This is a genomic window from Paraburkholderia dioscoreae, assembly GCF_902459535.1.
GTDB lineage: Bacteria > Pseudomonadota > Gammaproteobacteria > Burkholderiales > Burkholderiaceae > Paraburkholderia > Paraburkholderia dioscoreae.
Genome location: NZ_LR699554.1, coordinates 2,209,225 through 2,227,036, shown reverse-complemented (window position 1 = coordinate 2,227,036; position 17,812 = coordinate 2,209,225). Strand labels below are relative to the sequence as shown.

14 protein-coding genes and 2 pseudogenes are annotated in these 17,812 nt (G+C 63.8%); 2 read left to right on the top strand and 14 right to left on the bottom strand.

Going from position 1 to position 17,812, the window contains the following annotated elements; all coding sequences use genetic code 11:
- Positions 1-73: 73 nt before the first annotated feature.
- Both PDMSB3_RS30165 and PDMSB3_RS30160 read left to right on the top strand, forming a co-directional pair.
- A complete protein-coding gene (locus PDMSB3_RS30165) occupies positions 74-1,063 on the top strand; it encodes an SDR family NAD(P)-dependent oxidoreductase (protein ID WP_007177709.1) in 990 nt (329 codons plus the stop codon).
- Positions 1,064-1,227: 164 nt separating this feature from the next.
- A pseudogene (locus PDMSB3_RS30160) lies at positions 1,228-1,464 on the top strand (autotransporter outer membrane beta-barrel domain-containing protein); the annotation flags it as partial.
- Between the two features lie 153 nt (positions 1,465-1,617).
- Here the strand turns inward: PDMSB3_RS30160 and PDMSB3_RS30155 are convergent.
- The 14 genes and pseudogenes from PDMSB3_RS30155 to PDMSB3_RS30095 all read right to left on the bottom strand — a co-directional run bounded on the left by PDMSB3_RS30155 (position 1,618) and on the right by PDMSB3_RS30095 (position 17,802).
- A complete protein-coding gene (locus PDMSB3_RS30155; RefSeq protein ID WP_007177708.1) occupies positions 1,618-2,637 on the bottom strand; it encodes a response regulator in 1,020 nt (339 codons plus the stop codon).
- A complete protein-coding gene (locus PDMSB3_RS38475; RefSeq protein ID WP_007177707.1) occupies positions 2,634-2,822 on the bottom strand; it encodes an ATP-binding protein in 189 nt (62 codons plus the stop codon). Before PDMSB3_RS38475 ends, PDMSB3_RS30155 begins: the two co-directional genes overlap by 4 nt.
- A 29-nt stretch (positions 2,823-2,851) precedes the next feature.
- Positions 2,852-3,226 (bottom strand): annotated as a pseudogene (locus PDMSB3_RS30150) (response regulator); the annotation flags it as partial.
- 7 nt (positions 3,227-3,233) lie between these two features.
- Positions 3,234-4,571, bottom strand: a complete 1,338-nt coding sequence (locus tag PDMSB3_RS30145) for a sensor histidine kinase (RefSeq protein ID WP_007177705.1) — start codon at positions 4,569-4,571, stop codon at positions 3,234-3,236.
- A 1-nt stretch (position 4,572) separates the two neighbouring features.
- A complete protein-coding gene (locus PDMSB3_RS30140; RefSeq protein ID WP_035516709.1) occupies positions 4,573-5,979 on the bottom strand; it encodes a class I SAM-dependent methyltransferase in 1,407 nt (468 codons plus the stop codon).
- Positions 5,980-6,638: 659 nt separating this feature from the next.
- Positions 6,639-7,415 (bottom strand): amino acid ABC transporter ATP-binding protein, encoded by a 777-nt coding sequence (locus tag PDMSB3_RS30135; RefSeq protein ID WP_007177703.1) that lies wholly within the window; start codon positions 7,413-7,415, stop codon positions 6,639-6,641.
- Between the two features lies 1 nt (position 7,416).
- Positions 7,417-8,412 carry an amino acid ABC transporter permease gene (locus PDMSB3_RS30130; RefSeq protein WP_007177702.1) on the bottom strand — a complete coding sequence of 332 codons (996 nt, stop codon included), beginning with the start codon at positions 8,410-8,412 and terminating at the stop codon, positions 7,417-7,419.
- Positions 8,405-9,673, bottom strand: coding sequence for an aspartate aminotransferase family protein (locus PDMSB3_RS30125; RefSeq protein ID WP_165188643.1), 1,269 nt, complete (start codon positions 9,671-9,673; stop codon positions 8,405-8,407). Before PDMSB3_RS30125 ends, PDMSB3_RS30130 begins: the two co-directional genes overlap by 8 nt.
- A gap of 35 nt (positions 9,674-9,708) precedes the next feature.
- Positions 9,709-10,620 carry an ABC transporter substrate-binding protein gene (locus PDMSB3_RS30120; RefSeq protein WP_165188641.1) on the bottom strand — a complete coding sequence of 304 codons (912 nt, stop codon included), beginning with the start codon at positions 10,618-10,620 and terminating at the stop codon, positions 9,709-9,711.
- A 94-nt stretch (positions 10,621-10,714) separates the two neighbouring features.
- Positions 10,715-11,545, bottom strand: a complete 831-nt coding sequence (locus PDMSB3_RS30115; protein WP_007177699.1) for an ABC transporter permease — start codon at positions 11,543-11,545, stop codon at positions 10,715-10,717.
- Entirely contained in the window at positions 11,542-12,432 is an 891-nt protein-coding gene (locus PDMSB3_RS30110) for an ABC transporter permease (protein WP_007177698.1), read from the bottom strand. The genes PDMSB3_RS30115 and PDMSB3_RS30110 overlap by 4 nt, the downstream gene beginning before the upstream one ends.
- Positions 12,429-13,619 (bottom strand): ABC transporter ATP-binding protein, encoded by a 1,191-nt coding sequence (locus PDMSB3_RS30105; RefSeq protein ID WP_232064358.1) that lies wholly within the window; start codon positions 13,617-13,619, stop codon positions 12,429-12,431. The genes PDMSB3_RS30110 and PDMSB3_RS30105 overlap by 4 nt, the downstream gene beginning before the upstream one ends.
- A 107-nt stretch (positions 13,620-13,726) precedes the next feature.
- Positions 13,727-15,742 (bottom strand): hydantoinase B/oxoprolinase family protein, encoded by a 2,016-nt coding sequence (locus PDMSB3_RS30100; protein ID WP_165188639.1) that lies wholly within the window; start codon positions 15,740-15,742, stop codon positions 13,727-13,729.
- Between the two features lie 20 nt (positions 15,743-15,762).
- Positions 15,763-17,802 (bottom strand): hydantoinase/oxoprolinase family protein, encoded by a 2,040-nt coding sequence (locus PDMSB3_RS30095; protein WP_007177695.1) that lies wholly within the window; start codon positions 17,800-17,802, stop codon positions 15,763-15,765.
- Positions 17,803-17,812 lie beyond the last annotated feature (10 nt).

The window sequence follows — 17,812 nt, the reverse complement described above, 5'->3', positions numbered from 1 at the left end:
GGATTCTGGATTATTCATCGTACCGGAATTCACGCTCACACTGCGTACATCATTCTTCGTCTAGGGAAACGCCATGATGACGCCGCAAAAGCCGCTCGGTTCAGGTTTCGGAGCCGCCACCACCGCCGACGAGGTGATTGCCGGCATCGATCTTTCCGGCAAGACAGCGATCGTGACCGGGGGCTACTCCGGCCTCGGGCGCGAAACCGCGCGGGTGCTTCGCGCCGCCGGCGCGCGCGTGATCGTTCCCGCCCGCGACATGCACCGCGCCCGCGAGGCGCTGGTCGGCATCGACGTGGAAATCGCGCCGATGGACCTGCTCGATCCGGCTTCGATCGACGCTTTCGCAGCGTCGTTTCTCGAATCGACGCCGGTGCTGCACATGCTGATCAATAGCGCCGCCATCATGGCCGTGCCGGAATTGACGCGCGACCCGCGAGGGTACGAGTATCAGTTCGCGACCAACCATCTCGGCCACTTTCAGCTGACCATGCGGCTCCTGTCTGCGCTGCGCAATGCGGGGGGCGCTCGCGTGGTGTCGGTGTCGTCGATCGGTCATCGCTATTCGCCGGTGGTGTTCGACGATCCGAATTTCGAGCGTCGCCAGTACACGCCGTGGGCAGGGTATGGACAGTCGAAGACGGCCAACATCCTCTTTGCCGTCGCGCTCGACCAGCGCGAGAAGGCCCACGGGATCCGCGCGTTTTCGCTGCATCCGGGCGCTATTGCCGATACCGGCTTGGGGAAACACATTCCGCGCGAACAGCTGATCGCGGCAGGTGTCCTCGATGAACAAGGCAAGCCAGTGCGCGATCCGGCAAGGCATCTCAAGACCATCGGGCAGGGCGCGGCCACTCAGGTCTGGTGTGCGACGAGCCCGCAATTGAACGGCTTGGGCGGTGTGTATTGCGAAAACGTCGACGTGGCCGCGGTCATGGCGCAGCAGCCGGAAAAAATGGATATGGCGGATGCGATGAGGCTTACGGGCGTAGTGCCCTATGCCATCGACCCTGCATTCGCCGATGAGCTTTGGGGGCTCAGCGAGCGCCTTCTCAACTTCTAGTGGAAGCCGCTACTTGCCCGATTTCGGCGGCTGCGAAATTTACCGCCCGTTCGCCATAGAAGGCTGGATCTTTTTGTCAGAAGGGATGGCTGCCCGCGTGGCGCGCATAGGCGCTATACGGCAGTCGCGGCTTGGGACCGTTGAACCTGGGAGCAACGTTGGGCGTGGGGCTGGACTTCCTGTCCCGGAAGCGGCCGTTCGGATCGACGGGCACGGCCGAAGGTGATCACATGGGGCAGGAATTCAACCTGGGCGGCGAGGCATGCCTCCCGATGCTGTTCGGCGAAATGAGCGTCACGCCGCGTATCGGCCTGCGCTACGCGTACTTTCATGCGAACGGCTTCGGCGAAAGTGGCGCGGGCGGGCAGGATCTGAACCTCGGCACGGATAACGTGCGCAGTCTGCAGCCGTACGTGGGCGTGACGATCGACAGGGCATTCGGCGATGCACTGAAGCCTGTAAATGCGGAGCTTCGCATCCGGTTATGCGCCGTACGCGCAAGCTGGTCGAGCGCTTCTTCAATCGCATCAAGCATCACCCGTTTTGCGGATCGTCTACTTCGCCTGCTCGAACGCCGGCTCCGAGAAGCGCTCGATCCAGACTGCCAGGCGGTCGGCCGCAAAACTGGCTGCGCGTGTGCCGGCGCGGCAGACGATGGTGTCACCTTCACGCACAAACTGCAGCGCGCCGCCGGCTTCTTCCAGCCACAGTAGGCCAGCCAGCCAGCCAGCGTGCTCGGCCGATACGGCCTGCCCCACCGGCCGGGCAAGGAACTCGCTCAGCGTGGCCGGCGAAGTCCAGATCAGCGCATCGCCATCGCCGCGTACTGCGGCGCCGAGGACTTCAGTGAGAACCTGCACCGCATCAGCAGCGCTGCGCCCCGCATTCTGCGCACGCAGCTCCGCGAGGCGCGTGCCGACCGCGTGTCCGAAGCTGCCGCTGCATTCGCTCTCGGCATGCACCAGGTCGGCGTAGTCCATACGCTGCCAGTCAGGTTCCACATTGCGGGCACCCGCCAGTTCGGTGCCGGCCAGATAAGTTTCCACCGGCTGGAAGCGGCCGGGGCCGATCAGGCTGGCGCACAGCGTGTGCACTGTGCCAATGCGGGTGGCCACGGTCTGCGTCTGCAGCACCCCCAGCTTCTCGCGCACGAGTTGGTCGCGTTCCTTGCGCAGTCCCGCCAGCTCCAGCGCCTGCTTCATCTCCATGCGCAGCGCGCTGATGTCCCACGGCTTCTTGATATAGCGATGTATCTGGCCTTGATTGACGGCCTCGACGGTCTGGTCCAGCTCCGAATAGGCCGTCGTCAGGATCCGGACGATATGGGGATAGCGCTCGCGCGCGTAGCGCAGAAGTTCGTTGCCATATTCGCCCGGCATGCGCTGGTCGGACACCAGCACGGCCAGGCTGGCGGCGTGAGCATCCAGCATGGCCTTGCCTTCCTCCACGGAGGCGCCCGTCACCACCGGCGCGATCGCGCCGATGGCGCGTTCGAAGTATTTGGCCGCGGTGGCCTCGTCATCAACGAACAGAATCGCCGGGAGCGGTGTCTGGTTGGCAATCGTATTGCTCATTGGTAACTCCTGTGCATTCGATCCTTGAAATTTGGGAATTCCAGCGTCGCGGTCATGCCGGCGCCGGACGCGGATGAGATCCTGATACTGCCGCGAAAGAACTGCGTGACGCGGTTGCAGAAAATCATGCCGAAACCGCTAACGCCGGCGTGCGTGATGACCAGGGCAGCCAGCAAGCTCTGCATCACTTCGGGCGCAATACGGCGGCCGTGGTCGCTGATGCCAGCACCTCGCGGACCCTGCCGACGCCTAGCGGTTTCTCCAGGATTTGAAACACCTCGCCAGAATTGACGGCTTCCAGCAGCGCGTTTTTGTCCGCGTAGGCTGTCACCAGGATACGCACGATATGCGGATACTCCTGCGAGACCAGCCGCAGCAGGTCGCCGCCGTGCCGGCCCGGCATGCGGAAGTCGGTCACCAGGACCACCACCCGTGCACCTTCGCAGCGCAGGATCGTCATGGCCTCGTCCGCGCCGTCGGCGAGCAGCACTTCATAGTCGCTGCCGGCTGCGCGTGCAAAGTACTTGCGGGCCAGCTCCTCATCGTCCACATAGACGACAGTGTGCCGCGCTTGCTGGGTTTCTTTCATCTCGACATCACTCGACACGCGGCAGGTCAAAATTGAACGCGGTCCACTGGCCCAACTGGCTTTCCGCAAACAGTGTGCCGCCGTGCCGTTCGACCACTGCATAGCTGATGGACAGGCCGAGGCCAAGGCCCTGGCCGACGTCGCGGGTAGTAAAGAATGGTTCGAACACCCGCGCCAGATTCTCGGCGGCGATCCCCGGCCCGTTGTCGCGCACGGTCACGTGCAGCCGGTCATCGCGCCATTGCGCCGTGACATGGACCTGCGGCGAGACGGTGCCGGCCTTGTGCATGGCCAGAGCGGCATTCGAGAACAGGTTGATGAGCACGCCGATGATGGCGGCTTCGTCGCCCAGCACGAGCGTGTCGGTGGACAGCTCGCGCGTGACCTTCACGCCGCGCAGTTCATGCGCGCTCAGCCGGATCGATGCGTCAAGCGCCTTCTCGAACAGGAACGGCACGTTCTCTGCCGTCGCACCGGGTTTGCGGTAGGCAAAGGTCTTCAGGTCCGACACGATATGCTGTATGCGGAGCATGCCCTGCTTGACGTCCGTCAGGCACTCCTGCAGCGACGGGCTGTCCTTGGCCTGCGGTTCTTCCATCGCCACTTCGATGGCCATCAGGCAGAAGTTCACCGGGTTGTTGACCTCGTGGAGCAGCCCCGCGGACAACGTACCGATTGCAGCCATCTTCTCCTGCTGCAGCAACTGGCCCTTGATCTGCGCGAGGCTGTCATTGGTGCGCGCGAGCTGGTCGTTTTTGTGCGCCACCTCATCTTTTAGCCGGAAAAGCTGGAAGCGGCCCTTCTCGTTGAAGTAGGTGTAAATGGAGCTGGCCAGCGCGCAGAAGAAAATCAGGATTAGCTGGAATTGAAACTTGCTTGGGTTCTGTATGCCGCCCGGGTGTGCGGCGCAGGCAATGTAGTAGAGCAGAACCGTAACCAGGCCGAATGCCAGCGTCTGCCAGTAGCCCGAGGGAAACAGGATCCCGACCGCAAAGATTGTCAGCGTGAGCCCGGCATAGAACAGCGACTCCCCGCCCTGCGTGACATAAATCATCCAGGAGATCATTGCCTGCGGCAGCAGCAGCCAGAAAAAGGTGATGACCTGCACGTGGCGTTTGCCTGCTTCAGTGCAAAGCGAGAGCAAGGCGAGGCCGATGGCTGCGCTGGTCAGCACCCGAACGATAGCAAAGCGCTTCTGCTCGGCCGGATACACGACATAGTCCAGCGCCACGCCCATCAGCACCAGCACGATTACGGTCAGGCCGCCCGCCTTGCTGCACAGCAACCGGTAGTCGCGCAGCTCTTCACGATAGTTCGAATGCAGCCCAGCCAGGGACGTTGTCATCTCAGGCTACTTGCTGCTGGCCGATCATCACCTCGGCAAACACATTGACGCCGGTCGAGTCCGTGTACAGGCGCGGCTCGCCGCAACTGTCCGGCATGATTTCAGCCATCTGTGCCTCGTTGCGATAGATCAGGTACCACTCCAGCACGTGCTCCATGCTGAAGCGCTCCGGGTTGTCGGCGTGGACATTGGTCACCAGCAGACGGCCGCCCCGTCTGGTGCGGCTGGCGAAATGCTGGTTCAGCCGGGCACAGACCTTGTCCGACAGGTAGTCGAACAGGCCGGCGCAATAGACCGCGTCGAACTCGCGGACATCTGCTGCGTCGGCATCCATCCGGCGCTTGAGCAGGTGATGGACCGAATCATGCGTATAGCTGATGGTCATGCGCCTGCCCGTTTTCTGTGCGATGGATCCCAGGCGGTCGCGCGTCCAGTCCAGTGTCTCCTGGCTGAAGTCGAGCAGTTCGAACGTCAGCCACTCTGGTTCGTCGTATTCGTGCATGAAGCGCTGGATCTCCTGAGCGGGGCCGCAACCCACGTTCAGCACCCGGAACGGCCGCTGCGCGGCGCGCGCTTCATTGGCCAGCCGGGTCAGGTAGTCCACCAGCAGTTCGACGCGATTGCGGTGCGCGCGTGCCACGGCCGTCTGCAGGAAGGCCGCGTTGACGATCTGGAAATACGTGCTCGGACCCTGGCGGGGATCGTCGAGCATCTGGTTGACCATCTGGTAGTCACCGGCATAGCCCAGCGGCTTCGTGAAGGTGCGGAAGACGAAGGGCGAGCGCAGCAGCAGGGGATGTAGCGCGGCCTGGGCAAAGGCACGGTGTGCCGGCGCGAGTTCTTCGTCGACCAGCCGCGCCTCGCCTTCGAATTCGTCGAAGTAGACCTTGGTCCTTTCCATCAGCGGCGATGCCAGTTCGAGGAAGAAGTCCTGGCGCAGGGTTTTGCCTTCCTTCGGCATGGTGTCGACCAGGTCGGCCTGCTCGACCCAGCGCGACATGTCTGAGAGAAAAGCCCGGATCTGGTTGACCGCGATCTGGTAGTCGCGGCGGATCTTGAAACGCTCGGACCAGTCCTGCACGAACCGGCGGGCTTCTTCCCCCACCGCGGGGGCTTCCAGCGCGCCGCCGCTCAGTTCCAGCCACTCGGCGATCAGCGTCACGGAGACAATGGCGGTCAGGCCGGTATTGACCATGCTGATTACGACCGCCTTACCCGAATAGGCGTGTTCCGTGCCCATCTTGACCGACAGGTCGCTCAGCACCTCGCTGACCTGGACAATCGAGTACGGGTTATAGATCTCCATCACCAGGGACTTTCGCTGGAGATTGATGATCGTGCCCCGCACCTGCTCGCCCTGCGAGTTGCGGAAGCTCACTATCGGATCAATTTGTGTTTTGGAATACACAGTATTTCGGCTAGGTAAGTACCACGACAAGTTGGTTTGAAATCTGGTGCCATACCCGGGCCGGTAGGTCGGCCAGTTCAGCGTCGATGGGTTCCCCGGTGCAGGTGACGAAGCGTCGTCAACGGTATTCCAGTTGTCGCCACAGCAACCCGTTCTTTCCGGGCGGCATACCATTTCCTCCCGAACTGTATCGGCCAGACAGGTCATGCACTTGACTTAACCCCGTCATCTCGCGGCAGCACCTGTGCTAATGGCATCACGGTCTTAACGGGACTCCTTTAGCCTGCCGGGCCTGAAGACCGGTTCTGGAACAATCCGGACCTTTGCGATTGCAGCATTCTACTGATAAAAAATGAATGCTGTCGTTTCGCGCGAATTTCAGCAGTGAAACTGCCTGGAGTCACTCGACGAACGGGCACCAAAGAATGACGAGGGCTTGCCCGCTGAGCGCAGGTTCAATCGAGTTCTTTGATGTTGCAATGTGCAATGCCGCTCCCGTGCGTGCGAGGTGCACCGCCGTCCCGCATGGATCAGGCGCGCGAGGATGCCGATCAGGTTAAAGCGATGATGCCGCGCAAGCGGGTCGCCTTCCGACCACCACTTTCGGTAAGGCGCAATCCTCGCACATGATGGAGGCGCGAGCCGAGCGCTGGCGCCGGCTACTTGAGTAGTTTGCGGAAAAACTCCTGCGCCCGCAACGTTCCCGCGCGATCGATCACGTCAGCGGGCGCGCCGCTTTCGACGATCGCGCCGCGATCCATGAATACGAGCGTATCGGCGACTTCACGCGCGAAGCCGATTTCGTGCGTGACGATGATCATCGTTTGCCCTTCGCGAGCAAGCGTCTGCATCACGTCGAGCACCTCGCCGACGAGCTCGGGGTCGAGCGCGGAAGTCGGCTCGTCGAACAGCAGCAGCTTTGGGCGCATCGCGAGCGCACGCGCGATTGCCACGCGCTGCTTCTGGCCGCCCGACAGCTCGCGCGGATACGCCTGCAGCTTGTCGGCGAGGCTGATCCGCGTGAGCAGAGCGCGCGCATGGGCCTCCGCTTCCTTGCGCGACTCGCCGCGCACGTGCATCGGCGCTTCGATCAGGTTCTCCAGCACCGTCATGTGCGGGAACAGATTGAAGTGCTGGAACACCATTGCTGTGTCCGCGCGCGAGCGTCCGGCTTCGCGTTCGCTCAGTTCGTGCAGGCGTCCGTTGCGCAGACGGTAGCCGACGAGCTGACCGTTCACGCGAATGCTGCCGCCATCGATTTTCTCGAGATAGTTGATGCAGCGGATCAGCGTGCTCTTGCCCGCGCCGGACGGTCCGACGATGCAGCATACTTCGCCGGCGGCGACGTTCAGCGTGACGTCCGACAGCACCTCGTGCGCGCCGAAGCGCTTGCACACGGCGTCCATCTGCACCATCGGCTGGCTTGCCATGTCCATGTCATGCGCTCCGTGCCGAACGTGCGGAATCGCCGCGGCGTAGCAGAAACTGCGGTTTGAGCGTGGCGACGACGCGGCTCAGGCCGTCGGTAGGCGGCGCGGAATGCACGCGGCGCAGTTTGCGTTCAAGCGTCATCTGCAGCGCCGTCAGCAATGTCGATGCGAGCAGATACCAGAGACTCGCGACGATCAGAAGCGGAATCGTTTCAAACGTGCGGCTATAGATGCCCTGCGCCGAATACAGCAGATCGCCGATCGCGAGCGTGCTGACCAGCGACGTCGCCTTCAGCATTCCGACGATCTCGTTCCCGGTCGGCGGAACGATTACGCGTAGTGCCTGCGGAAGGATGATGCGGCGGATCGTGCGCGCCGGCGACAGCCCGAGTGAATACGCGGCTTCGCGCTGCCCCGGATCGACCGAAAGCAGCCCGCTGCGCACGATCTCGGCCATATACGCGCCTTCGTTAAGCCCGAGGCCGAGCAGCGCCGCGACGATCGGCGTGACGATCGAATTGGTCTGCAAACTCGCGATTGGCGCGAAGAACGGCAAGCCCAGGTCGATCTGCGGATATAGCGCGGCGAGGTTGTACCAGAAGATCAGTTGGACCAGCAGCGGCGTGCCACGAAAGATCCAGATGTACAGCGCGGCGAATGCGGACACGATCGGATTCGACGATTGCCGCATCAGCGCCGCGATTACGCCGAGAATCATGCCGATTGCCATCGACGCGGCGGTCAAACCGAGCGTCCACAGAAAGCCGGTGAGGATCGTCTGGAACGTCAGGTACTTCCACACGACCGGCCATCCGTAACCGGGATTGGTTGCGACCGAATGGCCGAACCATGCGAGGATCAGCACGCTGACCACCGCCAGCGCCCAGCGCCCCCGATGCCGCGCCTTGACGATCGGCAGCGCGGGCGTCAAGGCTTCGGCGTTCGCGCGAGTGTCATGCGCGTGGCTCAACGGATCCGGAAGGGCGCCGTGCGACTTAGCCATGTCGTTCTCCGTAGACTTCGTCGACGGATGCATTCCAGATTTCGAGCGCCTTGTCGATCTCGTCGCGGTTGATCGTCAACGCGGGGATCATCCGCACGATGTGTCCTTGCGGGCCGCAGGTCAGCAGGATCATTGCGCGGCGCAGCGCAGCGGCGACGACCGCTTTCGACGCGGCCGGGTCGGGCGCGCCGTCGGCGGTGACGAATTCACTCGCCTGCATGAGACCCAGACCGCGCACATTGCCGATGCCTGCATGACGCGACGCCGTGCGCTCCAGCCCGTCGCGCAGCCGTTGACCCATTTCGCGGGCGTTGGCGACGAGGCCTTCTTTTTCGATCACGTCGAGCGTTGCGACCGCCGCGGCGCACGCCACCGCGTTCGCCGAAAACGTGCCGCCCTGCGATCCCGGCGCGGCCTTCTGCATCAGTTCGCGGCACGCGGCGATGCCCGACAGCGGAAAGCCGCTCGCTATGCCCTTCGCGAACACGACGATATCCGGGCGCACGTCGAAGTGCTCGTGCGCCCAGAATTTGCCGGTGCGCGCGACGCCCGCCTGAACTTCGTCGGTGATGAGCAGGATGCCGTGCTCGTCGGCGCGTTTGCGCAGTCCCGCGAAGAATTCCGCCGACGCCGGCTGATAACCGGCTTCGCCTTGCACCGGCTCGATCAGGATCGCGGCGATCTCCGTCGGAGCGGAAAGCGTCGCAAGGATGTGATCGAGTTCGCGCAGACAGAAACGGTTAGTCGCCGCGAGATCCCAGCCGTAACGATACGGCGTCGGAAACGGCGCGACGACGACGCCTGGCGGCAACGGCCCCGACGCCGCCGCGCGAAATCGGGCGCCCGAGGTCGTCAACGCGGCCGCGCCAATCGTGCGCCCATGAAACGAGCCCTGAAATACCAGTACGTTCTGTCGTCCAGTGGCGTTGCGAGCGAGCCGCACCGATGCCTCGACTGCTTCGGCGCCGGAGTTCGCGAAGAAGAAGGCGTCCATGTCCGACGGCATGCGCGCGCCCAGCTTCTCCATCAATTCGAGCAGCGGCTCGTGTTTGACGATGCCGTATTGCCCGTGGATCAGCGTCTCCACCTGCTTGCGCGCGGCGGCGACGATGTCCGGATGACAATGTCCCGTCGAGGTCACGCCGATGCCGGATGTCAGATCGAGGTACGCGCGGCCATCGCGATCGTAAAGATAGAGCCCCTGGCCGCGCGTCGCGACGATCGGCGTAGCCTGGACGAGGGCGGGTGAGAGTTGTGCCATACCGCAAATGCCTCGCAAAAAAAAGAAGAAGCGCGTTACTGCTTGAGCGGCTGGTTTTTCAACGGTGCGTTGAGAGCGCCATCGCCGAGGCCGTATTTGTTCAGGATCTGCAGATAGACGCCCGAATCCATCACAACCTTCATCGCCTTCATCAGCGGATCGACGAGCGGCGAATTCTTCGGCACCGCGATGCCGTAATACGGGCGGTCGCCGTATACGGTCTGACCGCCGTTGACGATTTTCAGCGACGGATTGCTCGCCGAATAACCATTGGTCGCCGAATCGCCGGAGACAGACTGGATGCGCCCGGAGGTGAGCGCGAGAATCGCCGCGCTTTGCGTCGGATACGCGTTCACCGTGACAGCGGGCTTGCCGTGTAACGTGCAGTAGTCGCTCGTCGATTTCGCCTGCGTTTCCGACGACGTGCCCTTCAGCACGCCGACTATCGTGCCGCACACGTCGTCCATGCTCTTCGGGCCTTTGGCGCCCTGCTTCGTGAGGAAGGACGTGCCGCCCTGGTAGTAGTCGACGAAATCCATCGTCGACTCGCGCGACGTGTAATCACCGATCGACGAGATGCCGACGTCGAAACGTCCGGCCTGAATGCCCGGGATGATCGCGGAGAAGTCGGTGTTGACGTTCCTGATCGGCACGCCGAGCACCTGGCCGAGCGCGTGAGATAGTTCGATGTCGGCGCCGGTCAACTGGTTCTTGTCGTCGAGGAAATCGAACGGCGGGTAATCGGATTCGGTCGCGGCGTTGACGACGCCCGCGTCCTTGATCTTTTGCGGCAACGACGCGTAAATCGCGTCGTCTTTCTTCAATTTCGAAAAATCGATCGTGGCCGTTGCCGCGTGCGCGGATGTGGCGGTGAATGCAGCGGTGATCAGCGCGAGCTTGATCGATCGCGCGTGCTGCTTCAGGTGGTGAGATGCTAGCGTGTTCATGTTGGTTGTTCTCCGTATGACGTGCAATCGAAAAGCGACGAACTCAAAATAGCACCGCAAAAACACCAGCAAAATCATTTCGACGACCGATGTTTCAATTGTTGATCGCGCGTAGCCCGTAAATCTTTTCGACAACGACGAGCAGCACGATCGCGATCAGCATCTGCACGGTGCTGATTGCCGCGATCGACGGATCGAACTGGTTTTGCAGGTACGAAAGCATCACGACCGGCAGCGTCGTCGTGGTTGCGCTCCCGAAGAAATACGACACGCCGAGGTTGTCGAGCGATATCAGCACGGAGAACAGCGCGCCCGCGAAAACGCCCGGCGAGATCAGCGGCAACGTGACGTGCGCAAAGCGCTGCCATGCGCTCGCGCCGAGCACCGACGCCGCCTCGCCGAAGCGCGGATCGAGGTTGCGGCACGCGGCGATCGTCGTGCGTAGTACGTACGGCACCGACACGCATGTGTGCGTGATCAGCAGCGCGACGAACGAGTTACCGATGCCGAGTTCCGACAGGTAATACAGCGACGACAGCCCGACGACGAGCGGCGGCACCGCGATCGGCGAGAGCAGGAATGACGTGACCGCGTTGGCGAGGCGCGAGCGCGACGTCGCGATGCCGAGCGCCGCCGGCACGGCGAACAGGATCGCGAACACCGTCGCGAGCGCGGCGATCATGAGCGACGTGATCAGCGAATCGGTGAACGGCCGGTACTCGAGAAAGCGCCGATACCAGCGCAGCGACATGCCATCGAGCGACACGGCGACGGTCTCGCCCGGCGTGAACGATGTCATCACGACGATCACGATCGGCGCCAGCAGAAAGATCACGAAGAGCGCGATATAGACGGCGAGTGCGGCGTCGCTCACCCGTTCCGCCAGACGCGAGCCGCCTTCGGGCTCGTTGACGAGCGTGCTCATGCGCGTGTCTCCGCGTGGTGGCCGGTGAGGCGGCCTTGCACATACAGACAGATCAGCACGACGATCAGGAGCAGATTGCCCATCGCGCTCGCGAAGCCCATGTCCTGTGCCTGACTGAACTGCTGGAAGATCAGCAGCGGCAACGTGACGACGCTGCCGCCGCCGAGCAGCAGCGCGCCGATGAAACTGCCGTTGATGATCATGAACACGATCAGACAGCCGGTGATGATCCCATCGACTGACAGCGGCAAGGTCACCAGCAGGAACGCGCGCAATGCGCCCGCGCCGAGCGCGCGCGCCGATTCTTCGAGCCGTGGATCGACCGAGCGCAGCACCGGAATGATCGACAGCACCATGAACGACACCATCACGTGAACGTTGCCGACATAGACGATCGCCGGGCCTTGCGTCATGCGCAGCGGCTGTTCGATCGCGCCGAGCAGCATCAGCGCATTGTTGACGAGACCGTGACGGCCGAGCAGCACGCTCCAGCCGAACGTGCGCATGATGATCGATGTGAGGAGCGGCATGATGAGCACGAAGAGCAGCGGCCCGGCCATGCGTCCCGCGCGGCGCACCATGAAATACGCGACCGGATATCCGGCGATCAGACACCAGAACGTCGTCCAGATGCTCATTTTCAGCGTTTCGAAAATGATGCCGACGTAGTAGGGATCGGTGAACAGCTTGTGGTAGTACGAGAGCGTGAACGCCGAATGCGCGCCCGGGATCGCTGAAATGCCGACGCTGCGCAGCGCGTTCTCATACAGCGGCATGCCGAAGAACAGCGCCAGCACGATCAGCGCCGGTGCGCACAGCACGACGCGCGGCGAGATCCAGAAGCGCCGACGCGGCGCCGCGCGCAGCGGGTTCGCGAGCGTGTTCATCGCGTGGCTCCGTCGCGTTCGTTCGGCTCCGCTTCGAGTACGACCAGATCGTCCTGGCCGATCGACACGCTGACCGCGTGGCCGGGCTCGAAGGCCGCCGTCGAATTCGACTGTTCGTACACACTGAAGGTCTGCTTCAGCGACGGCACATCGACGCGGTACGCGTGCTGCGAGCCGCGAAACACACGCGCCTGGACCACGCCGTCGAATGCGATCTCGCCATCGCGTGGCGCGCCGAAGCGCAGTTTCTCCGGCCGGACCGCAAGCTCGCCCGACGCGCCCGCTCCGAGCGGCGCGGGCAGCGCATGCGCCACGCGGCAAGTCACGCGTGCGTCGCCATGAGGCGCACCGACCGCGATATCGAGCCAGCCCTGTTCGCCGCGCGCGACCGAAAACGGCAGGATGTTCGCCGCGCCGAGAAATTCCGCGACAAAGCGCGTGCGCGGCCGGTCGTAGACGTCGCGCGGGGTGCCCGATTGCAGGATGCGTCCTTGATTCATCACGACGACGCGATCGCTCATCGTCAGCGCTTCTTCCTGGTCGTGCGTCACCATCACGCTCGTGATGCCGAGCTTATGCTGCAGCGACTTCAACTCGAACTGCATGCCTTCGCGCAGATTCTTGTCGAGCGCGCCGAGCGGTTCGTCGAGCAGCAGCACAGACGGATTCGTGACGATCGCGCGCGCCAGCGCGACGCGCTGCTGCTGGCCGCCCGACATCTGCGCGATGCGGCGATCGCCGAAACCGGGCAGGCGGATCAGATCGAGCATGCGCGCCACGTGCGGTGCGCGGTCGCGCTTCGGCACGCCCGCCATGCGCAGCCCGAACGCGATGTTTTCCGCGACCGTCAGGTGCGGAAACAGGCTGTAGTTCTGGAATACCATGCCGAGCCCGCGCTTGTTCGACGGCACGTTCGTCACGTCGCGCCCGGCGATGCGGATCGCGCCGGTGTCGGGATAGTCGAATCCGGCGATCAGACGCAGCGTGGTGGTCTTGCCGCAACCCGACGGCCCGAGCAGCGCGACGAGTTCGCCGGCCCGCACGTCGAGCGACAGGCTTTCGAGCGCGGTGATGGTGCCGAAGCGTTTGCTGACGCCTTCGAGCGACAACGGTTGCGAGCGCAGCGGCGTGGCGGGCGCGTCGGCGCCGGCCGCCGCGCCGGAGATCGAATTCGCGGATTGGAACATCGCGTGCCTCTTCTTCCAGTTTGTGAGCTTGCCGAACTTCATTACCGATCCCACCGCGCCGACTTCAAATCGAGGCGCAGTGCTGGATGCCGTGCCTCGCGCCTTCGTCACGCGTGCGCCGCCCGCTGCGTATCGAGCAGCTGCGGATACTGCGTCACGACGGCATCGAAGATGTCGCGGATCGCTTTGCCGCCAGGCGCGAGGCGGTCTTCGGCTTCCCATGCGTCGAACGCATCGAAGATCTTGTGCTTCAGGAAGTGCCGCCACACCACCGGCGCATCGGTGAGAATCCGCGTCAGCACCTCATAGCGCTCGCGCGTCCAGCGCGCTTCGTACGCGGTGCGTGCGGCGCCGTAGTCGAAGTGCGGGGGGGGTGTGCCCGGTGCGTCGGCGCACAGTTCGGCACGCCGTACGCGGGTCGCGTTCACGTCGACTCCGCCATCGCGCAGCGCGACGCCGTACAGCGCGAGTGCATCGCTTTCGCTCAGGTAGCCGCGATGCACGTCGGTCGCGACCATCTGCGGATCGCGTTCGTACGGATTGCCATAGCCGCCGCCGCCGCAGCCTTCGAGACGGATCACGTCGCCGGGGCCGCAGACGACGAGATCGGTGACGCCGAGGTTTTCTTCGCTCGCCGTGCCCGGATTGCGCGTGAAGCGCGACACCGCGCCCGCCTTGCCGCCCAGCACGCCCCACGACGCGAAGCGCGAGCGGTCGCGGTTGCGCGCGGTGACGAGCGTCCCCGGCGAGAACACGCGGAACTCCATCACCGTGCCGAGGCCGCCGCGATAGCGACCGGCGCCCGCGCTGCCCGGCACCACGCCGTACTTGAGGATGCGGATCGGCACTTCGGCTTCGTTGATCTCGACCGGCGTGTTGCGCAGGAATGCGACGTTGGCGCCCGACGCGTCGGAGCCGTCGCCGTGCGGCATGCCGCCCGCACCGCCGCCGACCGGACCAATCGCCGCGATCACCGTGCGGCCGTCGCTATCGACGGTGCGCACGTTGAGGATCGACATGCCGCCGGCGGGACACGCGGGCAGGCGATCCGGACACACCATCGAGAACGCGCCGAACGTCACCATCTGCGCGACCTTGCACGTCAGGCTGCGCATGCCGACCGCTGCGGGCGGCACGCAGTTCATGATCGTGCCCTCGGGCAGAATGCAGCGCGCCACTTTCAGCATGCCGATGTTCAGCAGCAGATCGGGCTGCAGCGAATAGAGCACGTAGTTCAGCCCGACCAGCGCCAGCACGTGGCGCTCCTTGCCGCCGGTCGGCATGTTCAGCGACGAATTGAGCTGTGGATCGCTGCCGGTGAAATCGAGCACCAGCGATTCGCCTTCGACCTTCAGCGTCAGCGCGACGCGCAGCGGCTTGCCGTTGACTGAATCCTCGTCGGCGAATTCGGCGAAAAAATACTCGCCGTCGGGCATGCCCGCGACGATCGCGCGCGCCTGCTCTTCCGAGTAGTCAATCATCGCGTGCATGCCGGCCTTGAAGTCGTCGATGCCGAAGCGCTCGATGATCTCCAGCACACGGCGTTCGCCGGTCATCAGCATCGCGATCTGCGCTTTCAGGTCGCCGCGGTTCTGCTCGGCGGCGCGCACGTTGATCGCCATGTGATCGAGCAGCGCTTCGTCGAGCACGCCCGCGCGCACGATCTTGGTCGGCGCCCAGCGGATGCCTTCCTGATAGATCTCGGTCAACGAGCGCGACAGCGACGCCGGCACCGCGCCGCCCATGTCGGTGTTGTGAATGTGGCCGCCGACGTAGCAGACGATTTCGGTTTCGTAGAACACCGGCTTCCACATCATCACGTCGGGTGTGTGCGTGGCGACGTAGCCACTGTACGCGTCGTTGGTCATGCCGATGTCGCCGGGCTCGTAGTGATCGATCGCGCTGATCACCGAGCCGAAGTCGAGACCCGGATACCACGTGGCACCGAGTGTCTTCGGCGACGCGAACGTATGGCCCTCGGGCGTCATGATGGTGCAGGAGAAGTCTTCGGTTTCCTTCACGAACGCCGAATGGGCGGTGCGCACGAGCGTGTAGGCCATGCTCTCGGCGGCCGCGACACAGTAGTTCGCGAAGATTTGCAGAACGGATCGGTTGAAGCTCATGGATGCATGTCCTTGTGATGTCACTGCGCCGACAGCAGCAGGTTGCCGTATTCATCGACCACGGCTTCGAAGCCGGGCAGCACGCAGGTCGTCGTGTCGTCCTGCGTGACGATCGCCGGGCCGTCGAAACGCTGACCGGCCAGCAGCGCGACGCGGCGGTACATCGGCACGGTGCGCCAGGCGCCGTCCAGATACACGTCGATCATCGCCTCGACGGGCGGCGCGCCTTCGCCGCGTTCGATCTTCGGCATGTCGGGCTTCGGCGTCGGCAGACTGATGACCAGACGCAGGGCGACGACCTGCACGGACGAGCGCTCGTCGCTGTGCCCGTAAAGACGGTGATGCTCGCGATGGAACGCATCGGCGATCTTCGCGAGATCGCCCTGGAAAATCGATTGCGGGTCGAGCGGCGTGTCGACTTCGAACGACTGGCCGCGATAGCGCATGTCCGCGGACACCGTCATTTCCGCGCCCGTGTCCGAGCCGGTTTCGCTGACGATCCATTCGCGCGCCTGCTGTTCGAGCACCGACAGATCGCCTGCGAGCTTGGTGAGCGACGCGGCGTCGAGCGGGTAATACGTGGTGCGTACAAAATCGTTTTTCGTATCCGCGATCAAGCCGCCGAGCGCGCTCAGCACGCCCGGCGTCGTCGGCACGACGAGGTGCTTCATGTTCAGCGCGCGCGCGAGGAAGCCGCCGAGCATCGGCCCCGCGCCGCCGAACGGCATCAGCGAGAATGCGCGCGGATCGATGCCGAAGCGCGACACGATGCGGCTCACGCCACCGTACATGCCCGACACCGATACGTCGATGATCGCTGCCGCCGTCTGATGTACGTCCATGCCGAGGCGTTGCGCGAGCGGTTCGAGCGCACGGCGGCTCGCGTCCACGTCGACCTGCACCGCGTTGTAGCCGAGCGACGCGCGGCCGAGCACGCCGATCACCGCGAACGCATCGGTGATCGTCGGGCGCGTGCCGCCGCGGCCGTAGCACACCGGACCGGGATTCGAGCCCGCGCTTTCCGGGCCGACCTTCAACACGCCGAAATCGTCGACCCACGCGATCGAGCCGCCGCCGTCGCCGATCGACGAAACGGACACCGAAGGAATGTGGATCTGGAAGTCGCCGATATATTCGCCGGTCGCGTATTGCGGTTTGCCATCGACGATCAACGCGACGTCGGCGGTCGTGCCGCCGATGTCGAGGCTCATGCAGTCCTTGATGCCGCACATACCGGCGAGATACGACGCGCCGATCACACCCGCCGCCGTGCCCGACAGGATCATCTGTACGCAGTTGCTCTTGCCGTTTTCGGCGCTCATCACGCCGCCGTTCGACTTCGTCACCTTCAGGTCGGCGCCGACGCCGCTTTCGGCGAGCGCCGCCTGCAGGCGCGTCAGGTATTGCGACACGCGCGGCTGCACGTAACCGCCGATCGTCGCGGTCACGGTGCGTTCGTATTCGCGGATGATCGGCCACACTTCATGCGAACACGACACGAAGAAACCGGGCGCGGCTTTTTCGATGATCGCCTTGACGTGCTGTTCGTGCGCCGGGTTGCGATACGAATGCAGCAGCGAGATCACCACGCCTTCGCACTTCGCCGCCTGCAGCTCGCCGAGCGCGGCGAGTACGCTGGCTTCGTCGACCGGCGCTTCCTCGGTGCCGTCGGGACTCATGCGACCATCCACGCCGAACACGCGGTCGCGCGTGACGAGCGGTTCCGGGCGGCGCGACATCAGGTGATACATGTCGGGAATCTTAAGACGCGCTATGTCGAGCACATCCTCGAAGTTGCGCGTCGTGATCAGAGCGAGACGCAGCCCTTTGCGCTGCACGACCGAATTCACGCCGACCGTCGTGCCGTGCGTGAAATACACGACGTCGCGAGCATCGATGCCGAAGCGGTCGCGCAAGCCCTGCATCCCGTCGATCACTTCGCTGCCGGGGGAATCCGGCCGCGAAAATACCTTGAGTGTGCGGGTCGTCCGCGTCTCGTCGTCCAGCACGGCGAAGTCGGTGAACGACCCGCCGATATCCACTCCGATTCTCAGCCCCATTGCTTTTTTC

Excerpts from the sequence above, each read along its gene's own strand:
- PDMSB3_RS30165 (WP_007177709.1), top strand. The coding sequence starts at position 74 with ATGATGACGCCGCAAAAGCCGCTCGGTTCAGGTTTCGGAGCCGCCACC.
- PDMSB3_RS30155 (WP_007177708.1), bottom strand. The coding sequence starts at position 2,637 with ATGAGCAATACGATTGCCAACCAGACACCGCTCCCGGCGATTCTGTTC.
- PDMSB3_RS38475 (WP_007177707.1), bottom strand. The coding sequence starts at position 2,822 with ATGCAGAGCTTGCTGGCTGCCCTGGTCATCACGCACGCCGGCGTTAGC.
- PDMSB3_RS30145 (WP_007177705.1), bottom strand. The coding sequence starts at position 4,571 with ATGACAACGTCCCTGGCTGGGCTGCATTCGAACTATCGTGAAGAGCTG.
- PDMSB3_RS30135 (WP_007177703.1), bottom strand. The coding sequence starts at position 7,415 with ATGGACATGGCAAGCCAGCCGATGGTGCAGATGGACGCCGTGTGCAAG.
- PDMSB3_RS30130 (WP_007177702.1), bottom strand. The coding sequence starts at position 8,412 with ATGGCTAAGTCGCACGGCGCCCTTCCGGATCCGTTGAGCCACGCGCAT.
- PDMSB3_RS30125 (WP_165188643.1), bottom strand. The coding sequence starts at position 9,673 with ATGGCACAACTCTCACCCGCCCTCGTCCAGGCTACGCCGATCGTCGCG.
- PDMSB3_RS30120 (WP_165188641.1), bottom strand. The coding sequence starts at position 10,620 with ATGAACACGCTAGCATCTCACCACCTGAAGCAGCACGCGCGATCGATC.
- PDMSB3_RS30115 (WP_007177699.1), bottom strand. The coding sequence starts at position 11,545 with ATGAGCACGCTCGTCAACGAGCCCGAAGGCGGCTCGCGTCTGGCGGAA.
- PDMSB3_RS30110 (WP_007177698.1), bottom strand. The coding sequence starts at position 12,432 with ATGAACACGCTCGCGAACCCGCTGCGCGCGGCGCCGCGTCGGCGCTTC.
- PDMSB3_RS30105 (WP_232064358.1), bottom strand. The coding sequence starts at position 13,619 with ATGTTCCAATCCGCGAATTCGATCTCCGGCGCGGCGGCCGGCGCCGAC.
- PDMSB3_RS30100 (WP_165188639.1), bottom strand. The coding sequence starts at position 15,742 with ATGAGCTTCAACCGATCCGTTCTGCAAATCTTCGCGAACTACTGTGTC.
- PDMSB3_RS30095 (WP_007177695.1), bottom strand. The coding sequence starts at position 17,802 with ATGGGGCTGAGAATCGGAGTGGATATCGGCGGGTCGTTCACCGACTTC.